Here is a 23,955-nt window from a genome sequence, read left to right as displayed (position 1 = left end):
AATTATATAGAAGATGCTCGCCACCGTACTTGCTGCAGGCGCGGCACTCTCGTATCAGCACGATGGAGAAACCCTACATATGGAAAAGGTTTGGCTAAAGAATTATCAGCCGGGGGTAGCACATGAAATCGACATCAATCAGTTCCAGTCGATTGTCGAGGTGTTTGATCGCAGCGTTCACAAATTCCGTGACCGCCCCGCCATGGCCAATATGGACAAGGTCCTGCGCTATGGCGAGCTGCAAACGCTAACCGAACAATTTGCGTCCTACCTGCAAAACTCCCTCAAGTTGCACAAGGGTGATCGCGTGGGCGTGATGATGCCCAATCTGCTGCAATATCCAGTAGCTGTATTTGGCACACTGCGCGCCGGCTGCACCGTGGTCAACGTCAACCCGCTGTACACCCCGCGCGAACTGGAACACCAGTTGAATGATTCGGGTGCGGAAACCATCGTCATCCTGGAAAACTTTGCCGGCGTGCTGGAGGAGGTCATCAAGCGCACCAGGATCAAGCACGTCATCGTTGCATCCATCGGTGACATGCTGGGATTTCCCAAGCGTCTACTGGTGAACTTTGTGGTACGCAAGATCAAAAAAATGGTGCCGCCATGGAACATCCCCGGCCACATCCGCTTCAACGACGTACTGGCAGCCGGTGCCGCCCAGCGCTTCGTTCCGGTGGAAATCGGCCATGAGGATATTGCCTTTCTGCAATACACAGGTGGGACGACGGGGGTTTCCAAGGGTGCCATGCTGGTTCACCGCAACATCATTGCCAACATGCTGCAGGCCGGCAGCTGGGTAAAACCGGTGGCACGCGAGGGGCAGGAAATCATCATCACTGCCTTGCCGCTCTACCACATCTTTTCGCTGACGGCGAACCTGATGATCTTTACCGAGCTGGGCGCGCTGAATGTGCTGATCACCAACCCGCGCGATATTCCGGGCTTCATCAAGGAAATCAAGAAATACCGCGTTACCGCCATCACCGGGGTCAACACCCTGTTCAATGCCCTGCTGAACAATCCTGAATTCAAGACCGTGGACTTTTCCACCTGGCGCCTGGCACTGGGTGGCGGCATGGCGGTGCAAAAAGCCGTGGCCGACAAGTGGAAGCAGTTGACCGGCGTCACCCTGGCCGAAGCCTACGGCCTAACCGAAACCAGCCCGGCAGCCTGCATCAATCCGCTGGACATCAAGGAATACAACGGCACCATCGGCCTGCCGGTGCCGTCCACCGATATTGAAATCCGCGGGGCCGATGGCCAGGCCCTGCCACAGGGCGAGCAGGGCGAGCTGTGCATCAAGGGCCCGCAGGTGATGAAGGGCTACTGGAATCGTCCTGACGAAACCGCCAAGGCGATCGACGCACGCGGCTTCCTGGCCACCGGCGACATGGCCATGGTGACACCGGAAGGCTTTGTAAAGCTGGTGGACCGCAAAAAGGACATGATTCTGGTGTCCGGCTTCAATGTCTACCCCAACGAGGTGGAAGACGTAATTGCCAGCCACCCCGGCGTGCTGGAAGTGGCCTGCATCGGCATTCCTGATGACAAGTCCGGCGAAGTGGTCAAGGTATTCGTGGTGAAGAAGGATGACAGCCTGACGGAAAAGGACATCATTCATCACTGCCGCGAAAATCTCACCGGCTATAAGGTACCCAAGATGGTGGAGTTCCGCAGCGAGCTCCCCAAGACCAATGTCGGCAAGATCCTGCGACGCGCCCTGCGCGACCAGGAAGTCGCCAGACAGGCCTGATTCATCACCAGATACAGCCCGCGCAAGCGGGCTTTTTTAATGCCCGCTGTCGCTCACCGCCGACTGCAGGCACAATACGTCTATAAAAAAGACAGCGTACTGTCAGAACACCCATTCATTTGTATCGGAAATACCAACCATGCTGATGCTGCCATTCTTCAAGCTGATGGCCGACAAACAGGCCAGTGACATCTTTTTCACTGCGGAAGCACCACCGCAGATCAAGATAGACGGCGTAACACTGCCCATCAATGACAAGCCGCTGTCTGCCGATATCGTGCGCCAGCTGGCCTACAGCCTGATGAATGAAACCGAAATTGCCACCTTCGAGCGCGAGCTGGAAATGAACTTTGGCCGGCTGGTTGAGGGACTGGGCAATTACCGGGTGAATATTTTCAAGCAGCGCGGCACGGTGGCCATGGTGGTGCGCTTCATTCGGCCGCGCATTCCGTCGCTGGCCGAGCTTAACCTGCCCGATACCTTGCAAAGCCTGGTGCAGCAAAAACGCGGGCTAATCATCGTGGTGGGGGCCACTGGCAGCGGCAAGAGCTCCACCGTGGCTTCCCTGCTGGAACACCGCAACCAGAGCCAGTCCGGCCACATCCTGACGGTGGAAGACCCGATCGAGTTTGTCTACCGCCATCAAAAGTCCATCGTCAACCAGCGCGAAATCGGCGTGGATACCTTCTCTTACGAAAACGCGCTGAAAAACGCCATGCGTGAGGCACCGGACGTGCTGATGATAGGCGAAATCCGCGATGCCGAAACCATGACGCATGCCATCAACTATGCGCAGTCCGGCCACCTGTGCATGTCCACCCTGCACGCCAACAACAGCTATCACATGCTTAACCGGGTGATCAGCCTGTTCCCGACCGAAAGCCGCAATGCCCTGCTGATGGACCTGTCGGTGTCGCTTCGAGCCGTCATCTCGCAACGGCTGGTTCCCACCAAGGATGGCAAGCAGATTCCGGCGCTGGAAATCCTGATCAACACTCCTCACATTGCCGAGCTGATTCGCAATGGCGACGTGGACCAGATCAAGGAAGCCATCGAAAACAGCATGAGTGAAGGTGCGCAAACCTTTGAACAGTCTTTGTTCCGACTGTATCAACAAGACCGCATCCTGCTGGACGATGCCTTGAAAAATGCCGATTCGCCCACCAATCTGTATTGGCTGATCAACCACGCCCAGAGCAAGCAGGCCGAGGCAAACCCGGTCAGCAACAGCCAGCCTCAGGCCAAACAAGACCCAGACAAAGCTGCCACCAGCTTTGACGGATTCACCCTGGATTTATAAGCAAGCACACAACATGATCACCCTCTACGGCATCCCCAACTGCAACACGGTCAAAAAAGCCCGCCAGTGGCTGACCGATCATCACATCGACTTTGCCTTCCACGACTTCAAAAAACAGGGCGTCAGCACCGAACAGCTGCAGGCCTGGATTGACGCCGTGGGTCTGGACAAGCTGATCAATCGCCAGGGCACCACCTGGCGCGGCCTGTCCGACGAACTCAAAGCCCAGGCGGCCACGCCGGCCGGTGCCATTGTCGTGCTGCAGGCGCAGCCTTCCATCATCAAGCGCCCGGTACTGGAGCGCCCAGGCAAGACCAGCGTTGGCTTCAACGAAGCCGCATGGAACGAGGAGTTCAGCGCATGAGCAAGACGCTGGAGCTGACCTGCGAACTGATACGCCGCGACTCCGTCACGCCTTACGATGCCGGCTGCCAACAACTGTTGGCCGAGCGCCTGCATGCACTGGGCTTTGTCATCGAACCCATGCGCTTTGGCGAAGTGGACAATCTGTGGGCCCGCCGTGGCAACAGCGGCCCGCTGCTGTGCTTTGCCGGCCACACCGATGTGGTGCCCAGCGGTCCGGTAGAGCAATGGGACAGCCCGCCGTTTGAACCGCGTGAGCGTAACGGCCTGCTGTATGGTCGTGGTGCCGCCGACATGAAAGCCTCGCTGGCTGCCTTCATCACCGCGATTGAAGCCTTTGTCACAGCCCATCCGGACCACCCCGGCAGCATTGCCCTGCTACTGACCTCTGATGAGGAAGGCGTGGCAGTGGATGGTTCGGTCAAGGTGGTGGATGCGCTGGAAGCGCGTGGCGAGCTGATTGACTACTGCATTGTCGGCGAACCGACTTCCGACCAGAAGCTGGGCGACACCATCAAGAATGGCCGCCGTGGTTCGCTGTCCGGACGTCTGGTGATTCACGGTATTCAGGGCCATATTGCCTACCCGCATCTGGCCAAAAACCCCATCCACCTGATGGCACCGGCGCTGGCCGAACTGGCTGCCGCCGAATGGGACCAGGGCAATGACTTCTTCCCGCCCACCAGCTGGCAGGTGTCCAACATCCACGCCGGTACCGGTGCGGTCAACATCATTCCCGGCCTGTGTGAAATCCGCTTCAACTTCCGCTTCAGCCCGGAAAGCTCGGTGGAGTCGCTGAAAGACCGGGTGCATGCCATTCTGGACAAGCATGGCCTGGGCTACGAGCTACACTGGTCCTTGTCCGGCATGCCCTTCATCACCGCGCCGGGCGCACTCACCGATGCGCTGGGCGAAGCCATCTACCAGGTCACCGGCCATAGCGCCGAACTGTCCACCACCGGCGGCACCTCCGATGGCCGCTTCATCAAGCGCATTGCGCGCGAGCTGGTGGAGTTTGGCCCGGTCAACGCCACCATTCACAAGCTGAACGAATGTGTGGAAGTGGCGCATCTGGAACCGCTGGCAGAAATTTACCAGCGCACGCTGGAAAAACTGCTGCTGTCCTGAGTATTGCAGCAAGGCGCTTACGACAGGCCCACTTCGGGCCTGCTCATGACCCTGCCAGGCTGCAGCCATGCGGCAAGCCGCACCATGGCACGCGCTGGCGCAAGCCTGCAGCTTTATGTCCCGCCGCTGAATGCCAGCGCAACAGCTTTCACCTAGCATGGGTCCACCATGGAACTCGAAATCGCCAAAATCTTTGTCGCCCTGCTGGTGCTGGTCAATCCGCTGGGTGCCATTCCCATCTTCATCAGCCTGACGCCCACCTCCAGTCAGCTGGAACGCAAGCGCATCGCCAAGACCACCACGCTGGCGGTAGCGGTGGTGCTATGCCTGTTTGCCGTGGTGGGCGAAACCCTGCTGCGCTTTCTGGGCATCAGCATCGGCTCTTTCCAGGTAGGTGGTGGCTTGCTGGTAATGCTGATTGCCATTGCGTTGATGAATGCCAAACCGGCCCCCACCAAAACCACCAAGGAAGAGCAGTCCGAGGCCGAGGCCAAAACCAATATCGCGGTGGTGCCGATGGCCATTCCGCTGCTCACCGGCCCCGGCACCATTTCCACCGTCATCATTTATGCCTCCACCGCCCATTCCTGGGTGCAGGTGGTGTATCTGCTGATCAGCAGCCTGCTGGTAGCCATTACCTGCTATGGCGCGCTGGTGCTGGCCTCGCCCATCAGCCGCCTGCTGGGCCAGACCGGCATCAATATCGTCAACCGAGTGATGGGCATGCTGCTGGCGGCGGTGTCAGTGGAAATCATCGTCGATGGCCTGTACCGCCTGTTTCCCCAGCTGTCGCGCTAGGCCAGCTATTTGATCTGGCGCAAGCATCTGTACCGTATCTGTATGCATCAGCCTTAGCTCCATCTCAATGCACAGCAAATTAAGTCATTGAATAAAAAAGACAATTCGCAATCTGTACTGATAAATACAGCCGGATCTGTGCATTGTCTGTCATGGTGACAGCGCCTAAAAAGGGCGGGTTATCTTACCGGACTCCGCACCATGACCCAGCCCGTCCCCATCAAGATTTACCCGCGCCTGACCAGCGGCCGTTTCAACAATATCCGCGTGGCACTGGTGATCCTCACCCAGCTGGTTTTCCTCGGCCTGCCCTGGCTGCAGTGGAATCAGCGCCAGGCCGTGCTGTTCGACCTGGAGCGCCATCTGTTCTTCGTATTTGGTGCCAGCTTCTGGCCGGAGGACTTTGTCTATCTGGCTGCCGTGCTGGTGGTGAGCGCGCTTGGCCTGTTCTGGTGGACCACGCTGGCGGGCCGACTGTGGTGCGGCTATTCCTGTCCGCAAACGGTGTATACCCAGATCATGCTGTGGATAGAGCGACTGGTGCTGGGCGACCACAGGGCCAGGCGCAAGCTGGACGCCGCCCCGGCCTCTGCCGCCAAGCTGCTGCGTCTGAGCGCTGCCCATGGCCTGATGCTGCTGTTTTCGCTGTGGACCGGCTTTTCCCTGGTGGCCTACTTTGCCCCGGCAGGCGAGTTGGCCGCCAATCTGTGGCAGGGCCAGGCCGGGCCATGGGAAGTCTTCTGGATACTGTTCTACGCGGCCTTCACCTATTTGCTGGCGGCGCTGTTACGGGAAAAAGTGTGCAGTCATATGTGCCCCTATGCCCGTTTTCAGGGCGCGATGTTCGACCGCGACACGCTGATCATTTCCTACGATGCCCGCCGTGGCGAGCCACGTGGCAAACAGGCCGACAAATCCGCCGGCGGCTGCATCGACTGCGGCATCTGCGTGCAGGTCTGCCCTACCGGCATCGACATCCGCAACGGCCTGCAATACGAGTGCATAGGCTGCGCAGCCTGCATCGATGCTTGCGATCAGGTGATGGACCAGCTGCACGCCCCGCGCGGGCTGATCCGCTACACCAGCGAGGCCGCACTGGAAGGCAAGAGCAATGGCAAACCGGCATGGCAGCGCCCACGCGTGCTGTTTTACAGCAGCCTGCTGCTGGGCATCATCGGCCTGTCGGTGTTCAGCTTTACCCAGCGGCTGCCGTTCAAGGCCGACATCCTGCGCGACCGCGCCAGCCTGGTCAGGGAAACCGACGATGGCTGGCTGGAAAACAGCTATAGTGTGCGGCTGATCAACAGCAGCGAAACTGCCCAGCGCTTTGCCATCAGCGTGGAAGGACTGCCCGGCATCCGGCTGGCTCATGCCGGCGAACAGATTGCACTGGCAGCCACCGCTACCGAAACCATAGGGTTGCGGGTACAGGTTGAACCACAGAATGCTGCCCGTGGTGCCAACGATATCCGCTTCATCATCCGCTCGCTGGATCAGCCCGGCCATGTGCTACATGAAAAAAGCAGCTTTATCGGCGAGTAACGCCCTCATTTGCGAGCCCCGTATCCATGAGCAAAACCCAGCAACTGGCACAGTTGTTCCGCCACGCCATCGAACAGGGACAGCTGCGCGCCGGTGACCGCATGCCCTCCTTGCGCCAGCTATGCCAGGACCATGCCGTCAGCCTCACCACCGCCCAGCGCGCTTATGCCGAGCTGGAGCGGCAGGGCTTGCTGCAGGCGCTGCCGCGCTCCGGCTTCCGCGTGTGTCCACCGGCAACGCGCACGGCACCAGCCGAAGCCGCTGCCCCGCAGACCCTGCGCATGGAACACCTGACCACCGCCCTGCCCATGCCCTGGGGCTGCCCCTTCATCAACCCGGCGCTGATCAACACCACGCCGATGAACCGGGCGCTGGGCCGCGCCTTGCAGGATTACCGCGACGCCCTGTCCAGCACACCGCTGGAGGGCTTTGACGGCCTGCGCCGCGAGCTGGGGCTGCATTATCTGAGTCAGGGCATTGCACTGGCCGGGGACGAGCTGCTGATTACCTGCGGTGGCATGGAAGCACTCACCCTGGCCATGCGCGCCGCAGTCAGTGCCTCCGGCAGCCAGAGCATGGTAGTGGTCACCCCCGCCTTCCCAGCTGCGCTGGAACAGCTGCGCCATCTGGGCATTGCCATCCTGCCGGCGGCACTGTCCGAGCAAGGCAGCCTGGACCTGAATGCACTGGAGGACATGCTGCGTGAGCAGCGCCCGGCCGGCATCGTGCTGATGGCCAATTTCCAGCACCCCACCGGCCTGATCATGCCGGAAGCGCAAAAGCGCGCACTGGTGGCGCTGGCCGAGCAATACCGGGTGTGCATCATCGAGGACGACACCTACCGCGAACTGTACTTCGGCAAGCAGGGGGCCAGCCCGCTCAAGGCCTTTGATCGCAGCGGTACGGTGTTGCACTGTTCTTCCTTCAGCAAATCGCTGGCACCGGGCTATCGGGTAGGCTGGATTGCGGCCGGGCGCTTGAGCGACACCGTACGCGGGCTGAAGCTGTGCAGCTCGCTGGGCACGCCCTTGCCCAGCCAGATGGCGCTGGCACGGCTGTTGTCCACCGGCCAGCACGGCGACATGCTGACGCGGCTGCGCGCCAGCCTGCGGCAGCGGCGCGATGCCATGGTGCAGCAAATCATGGAGAGTTTCCCGGTGGGCAGCCGTCTGCTGCGCGCCGAAGGCGGCTATTTCCAGTGGGTGGTGTTGCCGGAAGGGCTGGACTGTGCGGCCTTGCTGCCGCTGGCCATCGAACAGGGCATACATTATGCGCCGGCCACGCTGTTCTACCCGCACCCGGTCGCGGCCAATGCCTTGCGGCTGAACTTCAGCTTTTTCGACCCGCTGCACCAGCGCGAAGGGGTTGCCCTGTTAGGCGCACTGCTGCGGCAAGCCATGGAGTGACAGCGCTTGCCGTAACGCTCAGCCCGGCGGGGTGGACGGGTCGGACTGGGCGGTCAGCGATTTGCGTTCGTACACGGCCTGCGCCAGCGTGCTCAAGTCGACGTATTCCAGCTCTCCGCCCACCGGCAGTCCGCGCGCAATGCGCGACACCTTGGGGCCACGGCCCTTGAGCAGCTCGGCAATCATGTGGGCGGTGACTTCGCCCTCGGAAGTGAAATTGGTGGCAATCACCACCTCTTCCACCACCTCGTCCAGCGCCCGCACCATCAGCTTGTCCAGATTCACTTCCTTGGGGCCGATATTGTCCAGCGGCGAAATACGCCCCATCAGCACGAAATACAGGCCCTGATAGCATTTGGCCTGCTCCAGCGTCATCAGGTCGGCCGGCATTTCCACCACGCACAGCTGGTCCGGCCTGCGCTCCGGGTCGGCACAGATGCTGCACAGCGGGGTTTCGCTGAAGGTATTGCAGCGCTCGCAATGGGTGAGATGGTTCAGCGCCCGATCCAGCGCCCGCGCCAGCTTGTCCGCCCCGGTCTTGTCCCGTTGCAGCAAATGGAAAGCCATGCGCTGGGCGGTTTTGGGGCCGACACCGGGCAGCACTTTCAAGGCAGCAATCAATTGTTCAAGCGCGGGTGGGTTTTTCATCGGCAAACAAGCAGGAAAGAATAAGGGAAGGTAAGCCGGCTTCAGTCCGGCCCGCCCTGCGGGTAACGCGGCAAGTCGTCGTCCAGGTGAAACCAGGGAATGGCACTGGCCGTCCATTCATGGCAGTCAGGCCGCAATACCGCTGGCGTTTCCAGCGTGGGAACGGTGATTTCCACCCGCCCACTGCCATCGGTACATTCATAAAACAGGGTTGAACCGCACTGCCCACAGAAATGACGCAGACCCAGCGCCGAGGAGCGGTAGGCGGTGGTTCTGCCTTGCCAGCGCACGGCACCGGCAGGGTACAGCGCCCCCAGATACACTGGTGCGCCGCTGGCCTGCTGGCAGGTCTTGCAGTAACAGTACGTCACGCTCAAGGGGCGGCCATGGCATTGATAGCGCACCGCTCCACATAGACAACGCCCTTGCAATACCTGCTCCATACTGACTCCCGGAGTCTGATTGACAGCACGCATCAACCGTCAGCGGCAAGCAGCGGCGCATGGCCGCACCCGCCGGACGGTAACGGGCTCAGAACGGCAGTTTCATGCCAGCCGGCAGATTCAGGCCGTTGGTAAAGCCGGACATTTTTTCCTGGGAAGTGGCTTCCACCTTGCGTACCGCGTCGTTGACGGCGGCGGCAATCAGGTCTTCCAGCATTTCCTTGTCTTCCTTGGCATCGTCCAGCAGGCTGTCGTCGATGGACACGCGCTTTACATCGTGGCCGCAGGTCATGACGATTTTCACCAGGCCGGCACCGGACTGGCCTTCCACTTCCACCGTGGCCAGCTCTTCCTGTGCCTTCTTCATGTTTTCCTGCATTTGCTGGGCTTGCTTCATCAGACCAGCGATACCGTTTTTACCGAACATGTCACAACTCCTGCAAAGGTTGAATCGTTTCCGCCACCAGCGTGGCGCCCATTTCGCGCACCAGTTGCTGGATCACCGGATCGTTTTCCAGGCATTGTCGGGCCTGGGCCAGTTGTTCCTGACGATGACGGGCACCCTGCATGGCCGGTGTTTCCAGCCCCAGTTCCTCGATTGTCACCACCAGTTCGACCGGCTGAGCAAATTGCTCGCTCAGCGCGGCCTTGAGTTTTTCCTGATAGTCGCGCGTGGCCATGTGACGGAAGCTGTCCGGCACTGCCAGCTCCAGCCGCGACTGACTCCAGTTTTTCAGCACTGCATTATGGGCCAGCATGCGGGCTGCGCCCAGCTTGGTCCCCAACAGGCTTACCAGCGCGCCCCAATCGCCATCAAACTGATAGGCCACCGTCTCCGTCAGCTCGGCTTCTTCGGCCATGGCATAGGCAGGCAGCGCATCGTCGGCATCGCCCTCGTCCCCTTCGTCCCCTTCGTCCCCTTCGTCCCCTTCGTCCCCTTCGTCCCATGGTGCGGCGGTTTCCAGCTCGCTGTCCGCCTCGGTCGCCTGATCTTCAGCCTCAAGCGCCTCTTCAGCAGGCGCGGATACAGCAACCGGCTGTACGACAGCGGGCGCAACTTGCGGTTTGGCTACCGCCTCCACCAACGCTTGCGGCGGTGTGACAGGCTCAGGCCGGGGCGCAGGTTCCGGGTCGGCGTCGGCCGCCGGGGAAGCCTGCTGTTCGGCCGGACGGCTGGCCGGTTTGCGATTGGCCAGGCCCGCCAGCAAGGCGCGGGCAGCCGCGGAACCATCGGTGCCCGGCTCGGCCGCAGTTACCGCCGCTGGCGCACTGGCCGGGGCCTGTGCCGGGCGATGTGCGGCAGGCGCGGCATTGCTGCGCGGCGCGGCTGCACTCTCAGGCTGGGCGTTGACCGGATGGAAGGCCAGCATGCGCAACAGCGTCATGCTGAAACCGGCATGCTCGTCCGGGGCCAGTGCCAGATCCTTGCGGCCATGAATGGCAATCTGGTAGTACAGCTGCACGTCTTGCGGGCCAATCAGGCTGGCCAGCGCAAACAATGCCTCGCGTTCGGGTTCGTCATCGGCAATCGCCGTGGGTACGGTTTGCGCCATGGCCAGTTGCTGCAACAGCACGGCCATTTCGGCCAGCACACTGTCAAAGCCGATGCCACGCTGCGCCAGCTGTTCGGCCTCGGCCATCAGGCGCGGGCCATCACCGGATGCCAGTGCGTCCAGCAACACAAACAGGTAGCGGCGGTCCACCGCGCCCAGCATGGCGCGCACGCCGTCTTCCCGAACGTCACCCATGCCATAGGCAATGGCCTGGTCCAGCAGCGACAGCGCATCGCGCATGGAACCGGCAGCGGCACGGCCCAGCAGCGCCAGCGCGGCGCTTTCGTGCGGCACGTTTTCCACTTGCAGCACATGGGCCAGATGGCCGGCCACCTGCTGCGGCGTCATGTTGCGCAGGGAAAACTGCAGACAGCGCGACAGCACCGTCACCGGCACTTTTTGCGGATCGGTGGTGGCCAGGATGAACTTGACGTGGGCCGGCGGCTCTTCCAGCGTCTTGAGCATGGCATTGAAGGCACTCTTGGACAGCATGTGCACTTCGTCGATGATGTACACCTTGAAGCGGCCGGAGGTGGGCGCGTACTGCGCGTTTTCCAGCACTTCGCGGATATTGTCGATGCCGGTATTGGAGGCGGCGTCGATTTCCAGCAGGTCGACAAAACGGCCTGCATCGATCTGGCGACAGGCGGAACATTCACCGCAAGGCTCGGCGGTGGTGCCGGTCTCACAGTTCAGGCTCTTGGCCAGAATGCGTGCGATGGTGGTCTTGCCCACCCCGCGGGTGCCGGTCAGCAGATAGGCGTGATGCAGCCGCTCTTCTTTCAGGGCATTGGAGAGGGCGCGCACCACGTGCTCCTGACCGACGAGGTCGGCAAAGCGCTTGGGACGCCACTTGCGGGCAAGGACTTGATAGCTCATGGGGGCGGATTTTAATGGCAATCGGCCAGCAAGGCGACTCCTTTTGACAGGAGCACCCGCCAGCCTGGTTGGCCTTACTGGGCCGGGGTCGACGCTTCGGGCTGGGCGGCGGCAGGCTGGGCGGATTGCAGGGCCTGGGCATTCAGGTAACGCAGGCGCAACTCGCCAGCCAGCTCCTGCGCCACCTTGGCATACAGGGTGCTCTTGTTGTAGCGGGTAATCACGTAGAAATTGTTCAGCCCCAGCCAGTATTCAGTCACCCCCGGCGCAGTTTCCAGCGGCACCAGCACGGCCTGTACGTTGTCCGCCACCTGGGCCTGCGGCAGGATGCCGCGCGCCTTGAGTTCGCCCACCGTCAGGTGCAGGTTGAACTTGTCCGCCACCAGCGCACTGATATCCACGCCCGGCTGCACCGCAGCCGGGATGATGATGTCGTCGCCATGACGCCAGCCTTGCAGCTGGAAGTAATGCGCCACGCTACCGATGGCATCGTCGACGTTATTCCAGATGTCGCGGTGGCCGCTGCCGTCAAAATCCACCGCCCATTTGCGGAAGCTGGACGGCATGAATTGCGGCAGACCCATCGCACCGGCATAGGAGCCTTTCAGCGACAGCGGGTCTATGCCCTCCTCCTTGGACAACTTGAGGAATTCGGTCAGCTCGCCGCGGAAGTACTCGGCACGGCGCGGGTAGTTGAAGGCGATGGTGGTCAGCGCGTCGGCCAGGCGGAAGCTGCCGGTGTTGCGGCCGTAATTGGTTTCAATGCCCAGAATGGCCACCACCATTTCCGGCGGCACGCCATACACCTGCTCGGCGCGCTGCAAGGTGGCGGCATGCTGCTGCCAGAAGGCCACGCCGTTTTTCAGCAGGCGCTCGTTGTAAAAGCTGCCGCGAAACTGATACCAGGGCCGCGAGGTGGCCGGCTTGTCCAGAATGGCAATGATGTTGGGCTTGAGTTCCACATTGGCAAACACCGCTTCCAGCTCCGGGCGGTTGAAGCTGCCGCTGGCAACCTGCTCGTCGATATAGCGCTGCACGTCCGCCCGGCCCAGCAAGGCGGCATCGGCTTGGGCCAGGGAAGACATCACGCCGCCAGCCAGCGCGGCGGCCATCAAGAATCGTTTCATCGGAAATTCCGTGTATTGCCGCCAGTGCGGCTTAATAAGAGAGCGCGCTGGAAACCAGCCGCGCAGTAATGTCGACAATGGGAATCACCCGCTCGTAGGCCATGCGGGTGGGGCCGACCACCCCCAGCGTGCCCACCACCATGCCATTGATGCTATAGGGCGCGGTCACCACCGAGCATTCGTCCAGCGTCATCACGCCGGATTCCTCGCCGATGAAAATATTGACGCCCTGGGCATCCTGGCCCTGGTTCAGCAGTTTCAACAGCTCGGTTTTGCGCTCGAAAGTGGCAAACAGCTCGCGCAGGCGCGACAGGTCTTCCGACAAATCGCGCACATTCAGCAGGTTCATCCCGCCGGCGATCACCACCGCATCACTGGGGCTGCCCAGCGAACTCTGGCCAAAGCGCACCGCCGCCGACATCAGCTCGGTGATATTGCCTTGCAGTTCGCGCAATTCCACCGCCACGCGGCTGGCAATGGCACTCAGGCCCTGGCCGGCATAGTGCTGGCTGATGAAGTTGCCGGCTTCCACCAGTTCGGCCGGGCTGTAGTCGCGCTCGGTGCTCAGCAAGTGGTTCTGCACATCACCATCCAGCGTCACCAGAATCATCAGGATGCGGCGCTCGGACAGCCGCAAAAATTCGATCTGGCGAAAAGCCACGTCGGAGCGCTGCGGTGTCACCACTACGCCGGCGAAATGGGTGAGATCAGACAGTAGCGTGGATGCCGCCTGTGCAATGCGCTGCGGGCTGTCCGGCTGCAGGCTGCTTTCCAGCTCGCGCATCGCCAGCTCTTCCAGCGGCTGGATGGTGAGCAGGTGATCGACAAACAGCCGGTAACCCTTGGCGGTGGGAATGCGCCCGGCCGAGGTATGCGGCGAGGCAATCAGCCCCATGCCTTCCAGGTCGGCCAGGATGTTGCGGATGGAAGCAGATGACAGTTCCATGCCCGACAGCATGGACAGGGTTTTTGATCCCACCGGCTGACCATCGGCAATATAGCGTTCGATCAGCGTTTTCAGCAGTCGTTGTGCGCGCTCGTTCATCATGCTCTCATTTTACCCGACCAGACGATTCCGGCCAGCCTCTCCATGAATACCATGTTGCGCGTGTTGGTGTCATTTCAAGCCGCCTTTCGCATTTGTCGGCTCTTGCCTTTGTGCGATAATCCCCCATCTATCGGTTCCACTACACGCAATTGGAGACAGCATGGCGTCAGAAGACAAGAGCCGCGCATTGGCGGCAGCCCTTGCCCAGATCGAAAAGCAGTTCGGCAAGGGTTCGATCATGCGCATGAGCGACAACCAGATCAACGAAAACCTGCAAGTGGTATCCACCGGCTCGCTGGGCCTGGACCTGGCGCTGGGTGTAGGCGGTCTGCCGCGCGGCCGTGTCGTGGAAATCTACGGCCCGGAATCCTCCGGTAAAACCACCCTGTGTCTGCAGGCCGTGGCCGAAGCCCAGAAGCTGGGCGGCACCTGCGCCTACATCGACGCGGAAAACGCGCTGGACCCGATCTACGCCCAAAAACTGGGTGTAAACGTGGAAGACCTGCTGATTTCCCAGCCGGACACCGGCGAGCAGGCACTGGAAATCTGCGACATGCTGGTACGCTCCAGCGGTGTTGACGTCATCGTGATCGACTCGGTTGCCGCCCTGGTACCCAAGGCTGAAATCGAAGGCGAAATGGGCGACAGCCACGTCGGCCTGCAAGCCCGCCTGATGAGCCAGGCGCTGCGCAAGCTGACCGCCAACATCAAGCGTACCAACACCCTGGTGATCTTCATCAACCAGATCCGCATGAAGATCGGCGTGATGTTTGGCAACCCGGAAACCACCACCGGTGGTAACGCGCTGAAGTTCTACGCCTCGGTGCGTCTGGACATCCGCCGCGTGGGCGGCATCAAGAAGGCTGACGAGGTAATCGGTAACGAAACCCGCGTCAAGGTGGTGAAGAACAAGGTATCGCCCCCGTTCCGCCAGGCCGACTTCGACATCCTGTACGGTGAAGGTATCAGCCGCGAAGGCGAAATCATCGAACTGGGCGTCAAGCACGGCTTCGTCGAAAAATCCGGTGCCTGGTATGCCTACAACGGCCAGAAAATCGGCCAGGGCAAGGACAACACCCGTGAATGGCTGAAGTCCAATCCGGCCATCGCCAAGGAAATCGAAGCCAAGATCCGCGAAGCTGTCGGCATCAAGGTGGAAATTACCGAAAACGACGCCGAAGACATGGCTGACGACGTACTGGACGTATAAGCAACCGGCTTGCCGATGGAAAAAAGCCTGAAGGCGCGAGCCGTCGATCTCCTGTCCCGCCGCGAATATACACGGCGGGAACTGGAGCGGCGGCTCGCGCCGTTTGCCGAAAGTCCGGAACAGCTCGCCACCCTGCTGGACGAACTGGCCGAGCGCAACTGGCAGTCCGACAGCCGCTTTGCCCGCCAGTTTACCGATAGCCGCGGCCAGAAATACGGCACCCGCCGCCTGCAGCAGGAAATGCGTCACCGCGGAGTCAGCAGTGACGATATCGCCAGTGTGCTGGAAGACCGTGACGACCTGAATCTGGCCCGGCAGCAATGGGAAAAGAAGTTTGGCAGCGTAGCCACCACGCCGCAGGAAAGGGCAAAACAGATGCGGTTTCTGGCAGCACGCGGATTTGGCATGGACATCATCCGTCAGGTGATGTCAGGCCGTGGCGACGACGACGATTTTCCTGGCGACCCGGACGACTAGTTCCGCCACAGGCAGTTGCCGCGCCATGACCCTTGCCAGCCTTGCTGCGGCTTGACACAATCGGGCATGACCGTAACGGCCACAAGGCGCTGTCCCACGCCGCTACCAATGTATTCAATCTTGACGAAACCGACATGAAAACCTCCGAAATTCGCCAGAAATTCCTGGATTTCTTCGCCTCCAAAGGCCACCAGGTCGTAGCCTCCAGCTCGCTGGTACCGTGGGAAGATCCCACCCTGCTGTTCACCAACGCCGGCATGAACCAGTTCAAGGACGTGTTCCTCGGCTTTGACAAGCGCCCCTATACCCGCGCCACCACCAGCCAGAAATGCGTACGCGCCGGCGGCAAGCACAACGACCTGGAAAACGTGGGCTACACCGCCCGCCACCACACCTTCTTCGAAATGCTGGGCAACTTCAGCTTCGGCGACTACTTCAAGCGCGATGCCATCCACTTTGCCTGGGAATTCCTTACCGGCAAACAATGGCTGGCGCTGCCCAAGGACAAGCTGATGGTGACGGTGTACGCCACCGACGATGAAGCCTTCGACATCTGGAACAAGGAAATCGGCGTTCCGGCTGACAAGATCGTCCGTATCGGCGACAACAAGGGTGCACCCTACGCTTCGGACAACTTCTGGCAAATGGGTGACACCGGCCCCTGCGGCCCGTGTACCGAAATTTTCTACGATCACGGCGAACACATCTGGGGCGGCCCGCCGGGAAGCCCGGAAGAAGACGGTGACCGCTTCATCGAAATCTGGAACAACGTGTTCATGCAGTTCAACCGCGACGAATCCGGTGCGATGAACCCGCTGCCCAAGCCATCGGTGGATACCGGCATGGGCCTGGAGCGTATCTCGGCCGTGCTGCAACACGTACACGCCAACTACGAGATCGACCTGTTCCAGAACCTGCTCAAAGCCGCCGCCCGCGAAACCGGCGTGGCCTTCAGCATGGACGTGCCGTCGCTCAAGGTGATTGCCGACCACATCCGCGCCTGTTCCTTCCTGATTGCCGACGGCGTGATTCCGTCCAATGACGGTCGTGGCTATGTACTGCGCCGCATCATCCGCCGTGCCATCCGCCACGGTTACAAGCTGGGTCAGAAGGGTCTGTTCTTCTACAAACTGGTAGCCGATCTGGCCGAGGAAATGGGCCAGGCCTACCCGGAACTGCGTCAGAAGCAGGCCGAAATCGAAGACACCCTGCGCCAGGAAGAACTACGCTTTGCCGAAACCCTGGACAAGGGCATGGCCCTGCTGGAAACCGCCCTGGCGGCCAATAGCAAGGTGCTGGATGGCGAAACCGCCTTCAAGCTGTACGACACCTTCGGCTTCCCGCTGGACCTGACCGCCGACATCTGCCGTGAACGCGAAGTGGAAGTCGATCAGGACGGTTTCGACAAGGCAATGGAAGCCCAGCGCGAACGCGCCCGTGCTGCTTCGTCCTTCAAGATGGCCGGCAATGTGGACTATAGCGGTGCTGACACCGTGTTCAACGGCTACGAATCCACCAGCGTGGATGCCAAGGTACTGGCACTGTACAAGGGTAATGAAGCCGTGCAGCAGCTGGAAGCCGGCGACGAAGGCATCGTGGTACTGGACAATACCGCCTTCTACGCCGAAGGCGGCGGTCAGGTGGGCGATGTGGGCGAAATATCCGCTCAGGGCGGCGTGGCTGCGCTGTTCGACGTGGCCGACACCCAGAAGGTGCAGGCTGCGGTATTCGGTCACAAGGGCCGTCTGGCACGTGGCAACCTGAAGGTGGGCGACAGCGTTACCGCCACCATCGACCTGCACAAGCGTGCCGCCACCGCGCGTAACCACTCTGCCACCCACCTGCTGCATGCCGCCCTGCGTCATGTTCTGGGTGAACACGTGGCGCAGAAGGGTTCGCTGGTGAACCCGGAACGTGCCCGCTTCGACTTTGCCCACAACGAGCCGGTTTCCGCCGAGCAGATCGCAGAAGTGGAACGCATCGTCAACCGCGTGGTGATTCACAACGTGGAAGTCAGCGTGGGCCACATGTCCTACGACGACGCCATCAAGGCAGGTGCCATTGCCCTGTTCGGCGAGAAGTACGGCGACACCGTGCGCGTGCTGAAAATGGGCGATTTCTCCACCGAGCTGTGCGGCGGTACTCACGTCAAGCGTACCGGTGACATCGGCCTGTTCAAGATCATCGCCGAAACCGGCGTGGCCGCTGGCGTGCGCCGTATCGAAGCCGTTACCGGTGAAGGTGCGGTAGCGCTGGTGCAGGCGCAGGATGGCGAACTGAAAGCCGCTGCTGCCATCGCCCAGGCCCAGCCGGGTGAACTGCTGTCCAAGCTGGAAAAACTGCAGGCCGAACTGAAAGCCGCGCAGAAACAGGCTCAGCAGCTGAAGGGCCAACTGGCTCTGGGTCAGCTCGACCAGTTGCTGGCCAGCCAGCAGCAAAGCATCAAGGGCGTGGCCTGCCTGATCAGCAAGATCGAGGATATCGATGCCGCCACCCTGCGTGACATGAGCGACAAGGTCATGGACAAGCTGGAAAGCGGCGTGGCTCTGCTGGCCTGCGTGGCCGACGGCAAGGTCAGCCTGATTGCCCGCGTCTCCAAGGACCTGACCGGCAAGGTCAAGGCCGGTGAGCTGGTGAATCAGGTTGCCCTGCAAGTGGGTGGCAAGGGCGGTGGCCGTCCGGACATGGCCCAAGCCGGTGGTACCCAGCCGGAAAACCTGGCCGCAGCACTGGCAAGCCTGCCGTCCTGGCTGGAAGGCAAGCTGTAAGCTGTAAGCTGCCGCAAGCAAGCCGCAGGGGCAACCCTGCGGCTTTTGTCGTTTATAGTGTTTATAACCACCCTGCCAACCGGAGAGCACTGCGCATGACCGTCTTCCGCTCCCGCCTGTCATTGCTGCGCCAGCGACTACCCTGGCTGCTCCTGCTGTGCGCCTGCCTGTCGCCAGCAGCACTTGCTGACGGCAAACTGCTGGTGGTCACCGAGAATTCGTCCTGGCTCAGCACCATCGACCCCCAGGGCAATGTCGCCGGGCGCAGTACCCAGCTGGTGAAGGATATTCTGACCCGCGCCGGCCTGAAGGCCAATTTCCAGGTTTTGCCCTGGGCCAGGGCTTACCGCGTGGCGGCCACCCGCCCCAACACGCTGATTTATTCGATCGCCCGTACCAATACCCGCGAAAACCTGTTTGTCTGGCTGGGCCAGATTGGTCATATGCAAAGGGTGTTCTACCGCCTGAATGGCGAAACCGGCATTGCACCCCAATCACTGGAGCAAGTGAAAAGCTGCTGCAAGGTATGTGTGGGCAATCATGATGTGCAGGAAGAGTTTCTGGTCAAGTCCGGTTTTGCGCCAGGCAGCCAGTACATCACCACCAACAGCCAGCAGGAATGCCCGCGTCTGCTGCAAAGCGGTGCTGCCCAGCTGTTGATTGCCGACCCGGACCAGCTACGCAGTCAGTTGGCCAAGCTGAAAGTCCCGGAACAACAATTCCAGGCGATATTCAGCCTGCCGCAGGGCGATCCGCTGTATCTGGCCGCCAACCCCGCTACCGACCCTCGCATTATCCAAGCCATCACCGAAGCCATGCATCCACCGCACGCTCACTAAGCACCGCAGCAAGCCATTCTCCGCCTCTGCCTGTCACAACTACCCACCACGTGCCACCCCGCCCACAGGCCACTGCATCACAACCGCAGCATGGCCACCGTACGTGGCTGCGACAGGAAGTAACTGAAAACACATGCACATTTCACAGTGCATTTTTTCTTATATTCCAAACAAATATTCAGCCTGCATTTTCGTCATCCTTGACTCATATCAAAACGATTTAGAGCCAAATGAAAATAATAAACACCTTCTCACAAGTCTTGATGACAGCGGCAAGCATACTCATGCCGAGTTACGCCCTGTCAGCAGATTTGCCGCTAAAACCCGTGTTCTGGCGGCAATCCTTACGCAAGGAACAGCCATGGCCCTGGTGCTTTATGATGACGGCAATCACAAATGCGTCGCCTTTACCGAACTGGTACAAGGTGAAGGCATTCAGTCCAACCAGTTTGCCATCATCGACAAAGGTGACGGCATGCTGCTGGACCCGGGTGGCAACCTTACCTACAAACACCTGATTGCCGAGCTGGCCGATTATTTCCTGCCCTCGCATACCCGTTATATCTTTGCCTCTCACCAGGACCCGGACATCATCGCCTCGGCCAATGGCTGGCTGCTGATTACCGATGCCCAGATCATCATTGCCCAGGAATGGGTGCGCTTTCTGCCCCACTTCTGCATGCGCGGTGCCACCGAAGGCCGGCTGATTCCCATTCCGCCACGCGGCATGGACATCACCCTGGGTGGCTCCACGCTCAAGATCATTCCGGCACATTACCTGCATACCGTCGGTTTCTTCCAGATCTACGATCCGCTCAGCAAAATCCTGTTCTCCGGCGACATCGGCGCATCGCTGATGGATGGCCACAATGCCGGCAAGCCGGTGGTCGATTTTGATGCCCACCTGATCGACAGTCACATGCTGGGCTTTCACAAGCGCTACATGACCAATAACAAAGCCTGCCGGCTGTGGGTGCAGATGGTCCGCCAGCTGGATATAGAGTGGATTGTTCCGCAGCATGGCGGCTCGTTCAAGGGCAAGGAAATGGTGACACGCTTCCTTGACTGGTTTGAAACCCTGGAATGCGGCACGGACCTGATCACCGCTGCTGACTTCACCCTGGACTGAGCCTGCTGCCCATGGACACCATCGCCGCCCTGCTAAGCCAGTTGAGCGCCTCTCCCGAAGCCATGGCGGCCAGCGCCGTATTGCTGCTGCTGATCGGCACCTTGCTGATCACCCTGCTGCGCCGCCAGTCCGGGCCGACCACAACCGACACCAGCCATCAGCCGCAATTACTGCCCGAAGCAGTCATCCGTCGACCGCAACCGTCAGCCACCGAACAGGCCATGATCCAGCCAGCAACTCCTGTAGTAGCAGCTGATGCCGAGGACGATACCAGCCTGGACGAGGATGATGCCGATGAGCAGACCCTGAGCTATGAAGTGGATGATCTGGACGTACTGGCCGAAATCGAAGTATTCCTGGAGTTCGGCTACCTGGAACAGGCGGCCATTGCACTACGCAGCTATGTGGATGGCAGCTCGATCAATGCACCCAGCCAGCTCAAGCGCCTGTCCGAACTGTATCTGGCCCTGCGCTGGATCGACGACTACAGCGACATGCTGGAGCGCCTGCACGAGCGCAGCATGCTGGACCGTCAGCAACTGACCGACGCCGTGTTTCTCGGCCTGCAGGAAGACCCGCAAAACCTGTCCCTGCGCGTACTGGCAGAAAGCCGGTTGGGCCTGGGCATAGAGGAAGTCAACCAGCAACTGGGCGATCATCTGCCGGCAGCAGGTCATGAGGAAATCCTGCTGCGCGCCGTGGTACAGACACCGGGCCAGCCGGCAGTGTCCGCCATAGAAGCTGTACAGCTGGCGGCCCATCTGCCACGCGTCCCGCTGGTGGAAGGCCGTGCCGAGCTGGCACCACTCAGCCCCCGCGAGATCACCCTGCTCACCACCATGCTGCCGCGCCCGCGTCAGGCAAGCATCTTGCTGGCCTGTCACGAACCGGCTGCTGCCCTGCCGGCACTGCAGGACATGGCCAGCGAAGAAGGTGTATCGCTGTCGCGTCTGATTGACACCCTGCGCGCCTGTTACATGACGCGCCGGCTGTCTTTGTTCTGCCGCTATCTGTGGCAGTTTCATGTCGGTATCGGCAATGCCGGTCACAGCCTGAAACAGCAGTTGTTCCAGCTGGGCTGCCAGTTGGGCGAACACCCGGTCCTGCTGGCACTGGAAAGCCAACCCGACCGACTAGAACTGGAAGAAATCGGACGTCGTTTCGCCTACATCACTCCGATCAGCCAACCGGCAGCACCGCTGCTGCTGGTTACCTCCAGACAGGCCGAAAACACGGCATCACCGCTGAACAACGCACTGTCCGAAGCGGAAGAATTCATCGAGTTCGGCCAGATAGACATGGCGATCCAGACGCTGGAAACCGCGATTCTGGCCAGCCCGGCCGAAGCCGAACTATATCCGCCCTTGCTCAAACTGTACGAACACCTGGGCGATCTGGCCCGCTTCACCTGGCTGACCAGACAGATTCGCGAGCGGCTGGCCAACCCGCCAGATGAAATTACCGCCATGCTCAGCCGTTTCGTGCAATCCATGCAGCAACGCCTGAACCAGCAACGTCTTGCGGCCTGAGAAACCAGACCATGATGCTTAGCAACACCACCCAGCCTCAACTCGTCACCGTATTGCCCGTGGGGATGGACCCCCGCAAGCTGTCGGTATTTCGCATGGCGTTCCGCATGCACCATTCGCACCAGCTTTACCAATTGCTGGATGAAGCCCCCGGCCAGCTACCCGATTTGGCCATTGTGGATGTCGACAGCGTAGACGGCTGGAATGCCTGGCATGATTTTCGGGCCGAACATCCACACCTGCCGGCACTGATTGTCACCACCACACCTCCCGGAGAAGCTCCGGCAGCAGTACTGCGCAAACCGGTCCGGATTGAAACCCTGTTCCCGCAAATGCGCGAACTGCTCGGCAAGACACAGCGTCCGCGGCCCGGCGCAACCATGCAGGCAACCACGGTAGCGCTGCACCATGAAGTCAGCCTTACGACGCCGCAAACCAGACCTGCCGCAGCGGCAGCCCCAGAGGCCATCAGCGCAGCCGCCGCCTATGTCGCCAGCGTGGCACCGACGCTGTCCGAGGTCATCACCCAGTCCCAGGAGGCTCACCGCGCCGCCACGGCAGCCCTGCAGAATGCCGCAGTGGCACCTGCATCCGACCTGCCGCAGTTAATGGATTTGCCAGATGCCGAGACAGTAACGGACAGCACCGCAGCAAACCACGACAACAAGGTAAACGTGGTGCGCAGCATGCTGCCTCCGGAACGTCCGGCCAGTGCGACGGCAGAACCGCACCTTGATGCCAGCAAGGTCGATTACGCCAAAATCAGCTTTGCCCGGTTCGACCCCAATGCCGGCCTGTTCGGCATGGTGGCCCGCTTGCTGCGCCAGCGCAGTGCTGCCGTGGTACGAGTAAGGGAAATACCGGTACTGGTATTGCTGCCGGCACAGGACAAAGCTCTGTTGCTGCAGCCGCTGGACAGCCTGCAGGCATTGTGCGCGGCCCCCAGCCAGGATGTGGATCAGCAAGCCTATGCCAACGAACCCCTGCCAACGGTCAGTCAGGAACTTCGCCCGCAAACCCTGGCCTGGCAGCTGGCCATCTGGACTTGTCAGGGCCGCCTGATGCGTGGCATCAGTGCCGACACCCCGATCCGCCTGCGCTTCTGGCCTAACCTGACCCGGCTGGCTCCCATTCCGGAAGCCATGCGCATTACCGCCTTCCTCACCCGGACCCCGGTCAATCTCAAGCTGATCACCCGCCTGCTCAAGGTGCCGCCAGAACATCTGTTCAACTATCTGGCTGCCGCCTACGGCATCGGGATTCTCGACCTCCCCAACCGCAGCGGCAATCTGTCGGTCATCACCACCGAGCCGGTAAGGCCCGCCGCCAAGGCCGAAGCCGCCAGCAGCGACAACACCAGCAACGCCCCCGGCGCAGCGATGGTGAAACCGGCACCGGGCAGTGGCAACCTGCTGTCCCGCTTGCTGAAAAAAGTCATCGGCCTGTAAACAGGAAAACTCGAATCCATGCGTGCTTACGATAACAAGATCATCTTTGCCGGCCCGGTCGGCGCAGGCAAAACCACGGCCATCGGTGCCATCAGCGATATTGCACCGGTTACCACCGATGCCCGTGCGTCTGACATGACACTCAACCGCAAGGACACCACCACGGTGGCACTGGACTACGGCGTGCTGATGCTGGATGAAACCACCAAGGTCCATCTCTATGGCACACCCGGCCAGGAGCGGTTTGATTTCATGTGGGACATCCTCAGCCAGGGCGGCATCGGTCTGATCCTGCTGCTGGACAATACCCGTACCAATCCGGTGAAGGATCTGCAGTTCTTTCTGAACGCCTTCCGCGACATGCTCAAGGACGCCCCACTGGTGATCGGTGTCACCAAGACCGATATGCGCGCCACACCCAGCATCGAAACCTATGCCGCCCTGCTGGAAAAATTTGACATGCGGCCACCCATTTTCGAAATTGATGCCCGCTCCCGGGAGGACGTCAAAAAGCTGGTGCTGGCCCTGCTGTTCTCCATTGATCCCGGGCTGGAAAGCTGA

21 protein-coding genes are annotated in these 23,955 nt (G+C 60.7%); 15 read left to right on the top strand and 6 right to left on the bottom strand.

All coding sequences use genetic code 11. The features are described 5' to 3' along the window. Positions 1-79 precede the first annotated feature (79 nt). From GSR16_RS05565 to GSR16_RS05535, 7 genes are all read left to right on the top strand, one after another. A complete protein-coding gene (locus GSR16_RS05565) occupies positions 80-1,759 on the top strand; it encodes a long-chain-fatty-acid--CoA ligase (RefSeq protein WP_159875534.1) in 1,680 nt (559 codons plus the stop codon). Between the two features lie 139 nt (positions 1,760-1,898). Beyond that, a complete protein-coding gene (locus tag GSR16_RS05560; RefSeq protein ID WP_159875533.1) occupies positions 1,899-3,059 on the top strand; it encodes a PilT/PilU family type 4a pilus ATPase in 1,161 nt (386 codons plus the stop codon). A 13-nt stretch (positions 3,060-3,072) separates the two neighbouring features. Continuing rightward, positions 3,073-3,423, top strand: a complete 351-nt coding sequence (locus tag GSR16_RS05555; protein WP_159875532.1) for an ArsC family reductase — start codon at positions 3,073-3,075, stop codon at positions 3,421-3,423. Next, positions 3,420-4,550, top strand: coding sequence for a succinyl-diaminopimelate desuccinylase (gene dapE, locus GSR16_RS05550; RefSeq protein WP_159875531.1), 1,131 nt, complete (start codon positions 3,420-3,422; stop codon positions 4,548-4,550). Before GSR16_RS05555 ends, dapE begins: the two co-directional genes overlap by 4 nt. Positions 4,551-4,718: 168 nt before the next feature. Then, positions 4,719-5,348 carry a MarC family protein gene (locus tag GSR16_RS05545; RefSeq protein ID WP_159875530.1) on the top strand — a complete coding sequence of 210 codons (630 nt, stop codon included), beginning with the start codon at positions 4,719-4,721 and terminating at the stop codon, positions 5,346-5,348. Between the two features lie 201 nt (positions 5,349-5,549). Then, entirely contained in the window at positions 5,550-6,890 is a 1,341-nt protein-coding gene (ccoG, locus tag GSR16_RS05540; protein WP_159875529.1) for a cytochrome c oxidase accessory protein CcoG, read from the top strand. A gap of 26 nt (positions 6,891-6,916) precedes the next feature. Continuing rightward, complete coding sequence (locus GSR16_RS05535; RefSeq protein WP_159875528.1) at positions 6,917-8,296, top strand: aminotransferase-like domain-containing protein; 1,380 nt, start codon at positions 6,917-6,919, stop codon at positions 8,294-8,296. Positions 8,297-8,314: 18 nt separating this feature from the next. On the opposite strand, the gene recR is transcribed toward GSR16_RS05535, so the two are convergent. The 6 genes from recR to hrcA form a co-directional block, all read right to left on the bottom strand. Further along, positions 8,315-8,944, bottom strand: a complete 630-nt coding sequence (recR, locus tag GSR16_RS05530) for a recombination mediator RecR (RefSeq protein WP_159875527.1) — start codon at positions 8,942-8,944, stop codon at positions 8,315-8,317. Between the two features lie 41 nt (positions 8,945-8,985). Then, complete coding sequence (locus GSR16_RS05525) at positions 8,986-9,387, bottom strand: GFA family protein (RefSeq protein ID WP_159875526.1); 402 nt, start codon at positions 9,385-9,387, stop codon at positions 8,986-8,988. A gap of 88 nt (positions 9,388-9,475) precedes the next feature. Further along, entirely contained in the window at positions 9,476-9,814 is a 339-nt protein-coding gene (locus GSR16_RS05520) for a YbaB/EbfC family nucleoid-associated protein (protein ID WP_103523444.1), read from the bottom strand. Between the two features lies 1 nt (position 9,815). After that, a complete protein-coding gene (gene dnaX / locus GSR16_RS05515) occupies positions 9,816-11,819 on the bottom strand; it encodes a DNA polymerase III subunit gamma/tau (protein WP_159875525.1) in 2,004 nt (667 codons plus the stop codon). Between the two features lie 74 nt (positions 11,820-11,893). Further along, a complete protein-coding gene (gene mltB / locus GSR16_RS05510) occupies positions 11,894-12,946 on the bottom strand; it encodes a lytic murein transglycosylase B (RefSeq protein ID WP_159875524.1) in 1,053 nt (350 codons plus the stop codon). Positions 12,947-12,977: 31 nt separating this feature from the next. Next, the gene (gene hrcA / locus GSR16_RS05505) at positions 12,978-13,994 is read right to left on the bottom strand and encodes a heat-inducible transcriptional repressor HrcA (protein WP_159875523.1); all 1,017 of its coding nucleotides are present in this window, start codon (positions 13,992-13,994) and stop codon (positions 12,978-12,980) included. A gap of 160 nt (positions 13,995-14,154) precedes the next feature. Here hrcA and recA point away from each other — a divergent pair, with 160 nt between their 5' ends. From recA to GSR16_RS05465, 8 genes are all read left to right on the top strand, one after another. Continuing rightward, on the top strand, positions 14,155-15,204 hold the full coding sequence (gene recA / locus GSR16_RS05500) for a recombinase RecA (protein WP_159875522.1): 1,050 nt from the start codon (positions 14,155-14,157) through the stop codon (positions 15,202-15,204). A 15-nt stretch (positions 15,205-15,219) separates the two neighbouring features. Then, on the top strand, positions 15,220-15,681 hold the full coding sequence (recX, locus tag GSR16_RS05495; protein WP_159875521.1) for a recombination regulator RecX: 462 nt from the start codon (positions 15,220-15,222) through the stop codon (positions 15,679-15,681). A 134-nt stretch (positions 15,682-15,815) separates the two neighbouring features. Next, on the top strand, positions 15,816-18,449 hold the full coding sequence (alaS, locus tag GSR16_RS05490; protein WP_159875520.1) for an alanine--tRNA ligase: 2,634 nt from the start codon (positions 15,816-15,818) through the stop codon (positions 18,447-18,449). A gap of 95 nt (positions 18,450-18,544) precedes the next feature. After that, on the top strand, positions 18,545-19,288 hold the full coding sequence (locus tag GSR16_RS05485; protein WP_159875519.1) for a substrate-binding periplasmic protein: 744 nt from the start codon (positions 18,545-18,547) through the stop codon (positions 19,286-19,288). 361 nt (positions 19,289-19,649) lie between these two features. Continuing rightward, positions 19,650-20,417, top strand: a complete 768-nt coding sequence (locus GSR16_RS05480; RefSeq protein ID WP_159875518.1) for an oxygen-binding di-iron domain-containing protein — start codon at positions 19,650-19,652, stop codon at positions 20,415-20,417. Between the two features lie 11 nt (positions 20,418-20,428). Then, positions 20,429-21,946 carry a hypothetical protein gene (locus GSR16_RS05475; protein ID WP_159875517.1) on the top strand — a complete coding sequence of 506 codons (1,518 nt, stop codon included), beginning with the start codon at positions 20,429-20,431 and terminating at the stop codon, positions 21,944-21,946. A gap of 11 nt (positions 21,947-21,957) precedes the next feature. Continuing rightward, positions 21,958-23,394 (top strand): hypothetical protein, encoded by a 1,437-nt coding sequence (locus GSR16_RS05470; RefSeq protein ID WP_159875516.1) that lies wholly within the window; start codon positions 21,958-21,960, stop codon positions 23,392-23,394. 18 nt (positions 23,395-23,412) lie between these two features. Beyond that, the gene (locus GSR16_RS05465; RefSeq protein WP_159875515.1) at positions 23,413-23,955 is read left to right on the top strand and encodes a GTP-binding protein; all 543 of its coding nucleotides are present in this window, start codon (positions 23,413-23,415) and stop codon (positions 23,953-23,955) included.

Origin of the sequence: Aquitalea denitrificans (genome assembly GCF_009856625.1) — a bacterium.
In the GTDB taxonomy this organism is placed as follows: domain Bacteria; phylum Pseudomonadota; class Gammaproteobacteria; order Burkholderiales; family Chromobacteriaceae; genus Aquitalea; species Aquitalea denitrificans.
Note: the sequence above shows the minus strand (reverse complement) of the source record. Positions and strands in the feature narration are given on the sequence as shown.

Bases quoted from the DNA above. Each gene is read 5' to 3' on its own strand.
- GSR16_RS05565 (WP_159875534.1), top strand. From the start codon at position 80: ATGGAAAAGGTTTGGCTAAAGAATTATCAGCCGGGGGTAGCACATGAA.
- GSR16_RS05560 (WP_159875533.1), top strand. From the start codon at position 1,899: ATGCTGATGCTGCCATTCTTCAAGCTGATGGCCGACAAACAGGCCAGT.
- GSR16_RS05555 (WP_159875532.1), top strand. From the start codon at position 3,073: ATGATCACCCTCTACGGCATCCCCAACTGCAACACGGTCAAAAAAGCC.
- dapE (WP_159875531.1), top strand. From the start codon at position 3,420: ATGAGCAAGACGCTGGAGCTGACCTGCGAACTGATACGCCGCGACTCC.
- GSR16_RS05545 (WP_159875530.1), top strand. From the start codon at position 4,719: ATGGAACTCGAAATCGCCAAAATCTTTGTCGCCCTGCTGGTGCTGGTC.
- ccoG (WP_159875529.1), top strand. From the start codon at position 5,550: ATGACCCAGCCCGTCCCCATCAAGATTTACCCGCGCCTGACCAGCGGC.
- GSR16_RS05535 (WP_159875528.1), top strand. From the start codon at position 6,917: ATGAGCAAAACCCAGCAACTGGCACAGTTGTTCCGCCACGCCATCGAA.
- recR (WP_159875527.1), bottom strand. From the start codon at position 8,944: ATGAAAAACCCACCCGCGCTTGAACAATTGATTGCTGCCTTGAAAGTG.
- GSR16_RS05525 (WP_159875526.1), bottom strand. From the start codon at position 9,387: ATGGAGCAGGTATTGCAAGGGCGTTGTCTATGTGGAGCGGTGCGCTAT.
- GSR16_RS05520 (WP_103523444.1), bottom strand. From the start codon at position 9,814: ATGTTCGGTAAAAACGGTATCGCTGGTCTGATGAAGCAAGCCCAGCAA.
- dnaX (WP_159875525.1), bottom strand. From the start codon at position 11,819: ATGAGCTATCAAGTCCTTGCCCGCAAGTGGCGTCCCAAGCGCTTTGCC.
- mltB (WP_159875524.1), bottom strand. From the start codon at position 12,946: ATGAAACGATTCTTGATGGCCGCCGCGCTGGCTGGCGGCGTGATGTCT.
- hrcA (WP_159875523.1), bottom strand. From the start codon at position 13,994: ATGATGAACGAGCGCGCACAACGACTGCTGAAAACGCTGATCGAACGC.
- recA (WP_159875522.1), top strand. From the start codon at position 14,155: ATGGCGTCAGAAGACAAGAGCCGCGCATTGGCGGCAGCCCTTGCCCAG.
- recX (WP_159875521.1), top strand. From the start codon at position 15,220: ATGGAAAAAAGCCTGAAGGCGCGAGCCGTCGATCTCCTGTCCCGCCGC.
- alaS (WP_159875520.1), top strand. From the start codon at position 15,816: ATGAAAACCTCCGAAATTCGCCAGAAATTCCTGGATTTCTTCGCCTCC.
- GSR16_RS05485 (WP_159875519.1), top strand. From the start codon at position 18,545: ATGACCGTCTTCCGCTCCCGCCTGTCATTGCTGCGCCAGCGACTACCC.
- GSR16_RS05480 (WP_159875518.1), top strand. From the start codon at position 19,650: ATGGCCCTGGTGCTTTATGATGACGGCAATCACAAATGCGTCGCCTTT.
- GSR16_RS05475 (WP_159875517.1), top strand. From the start codon at position 20,429: ATGGACACCATCGCCGCCCTGCTAAGCCAGTTGAGCGCCTCTCCCGAA.
- GSR16_RS05470 (WP_159875516.1), top strand. From the start codon at position 21,958: ATGATGCTTAGCAACACCACCCAGCCTCAACTCGTCACCGTATTGCCC.
- GSR16_RS05465 (WP_159875515.1), top strand. From the start codon at position 23,413: ATGCGTGCTTACGATAACAAGATCATCTTTGCCGGCCCGGTCGGCGCA.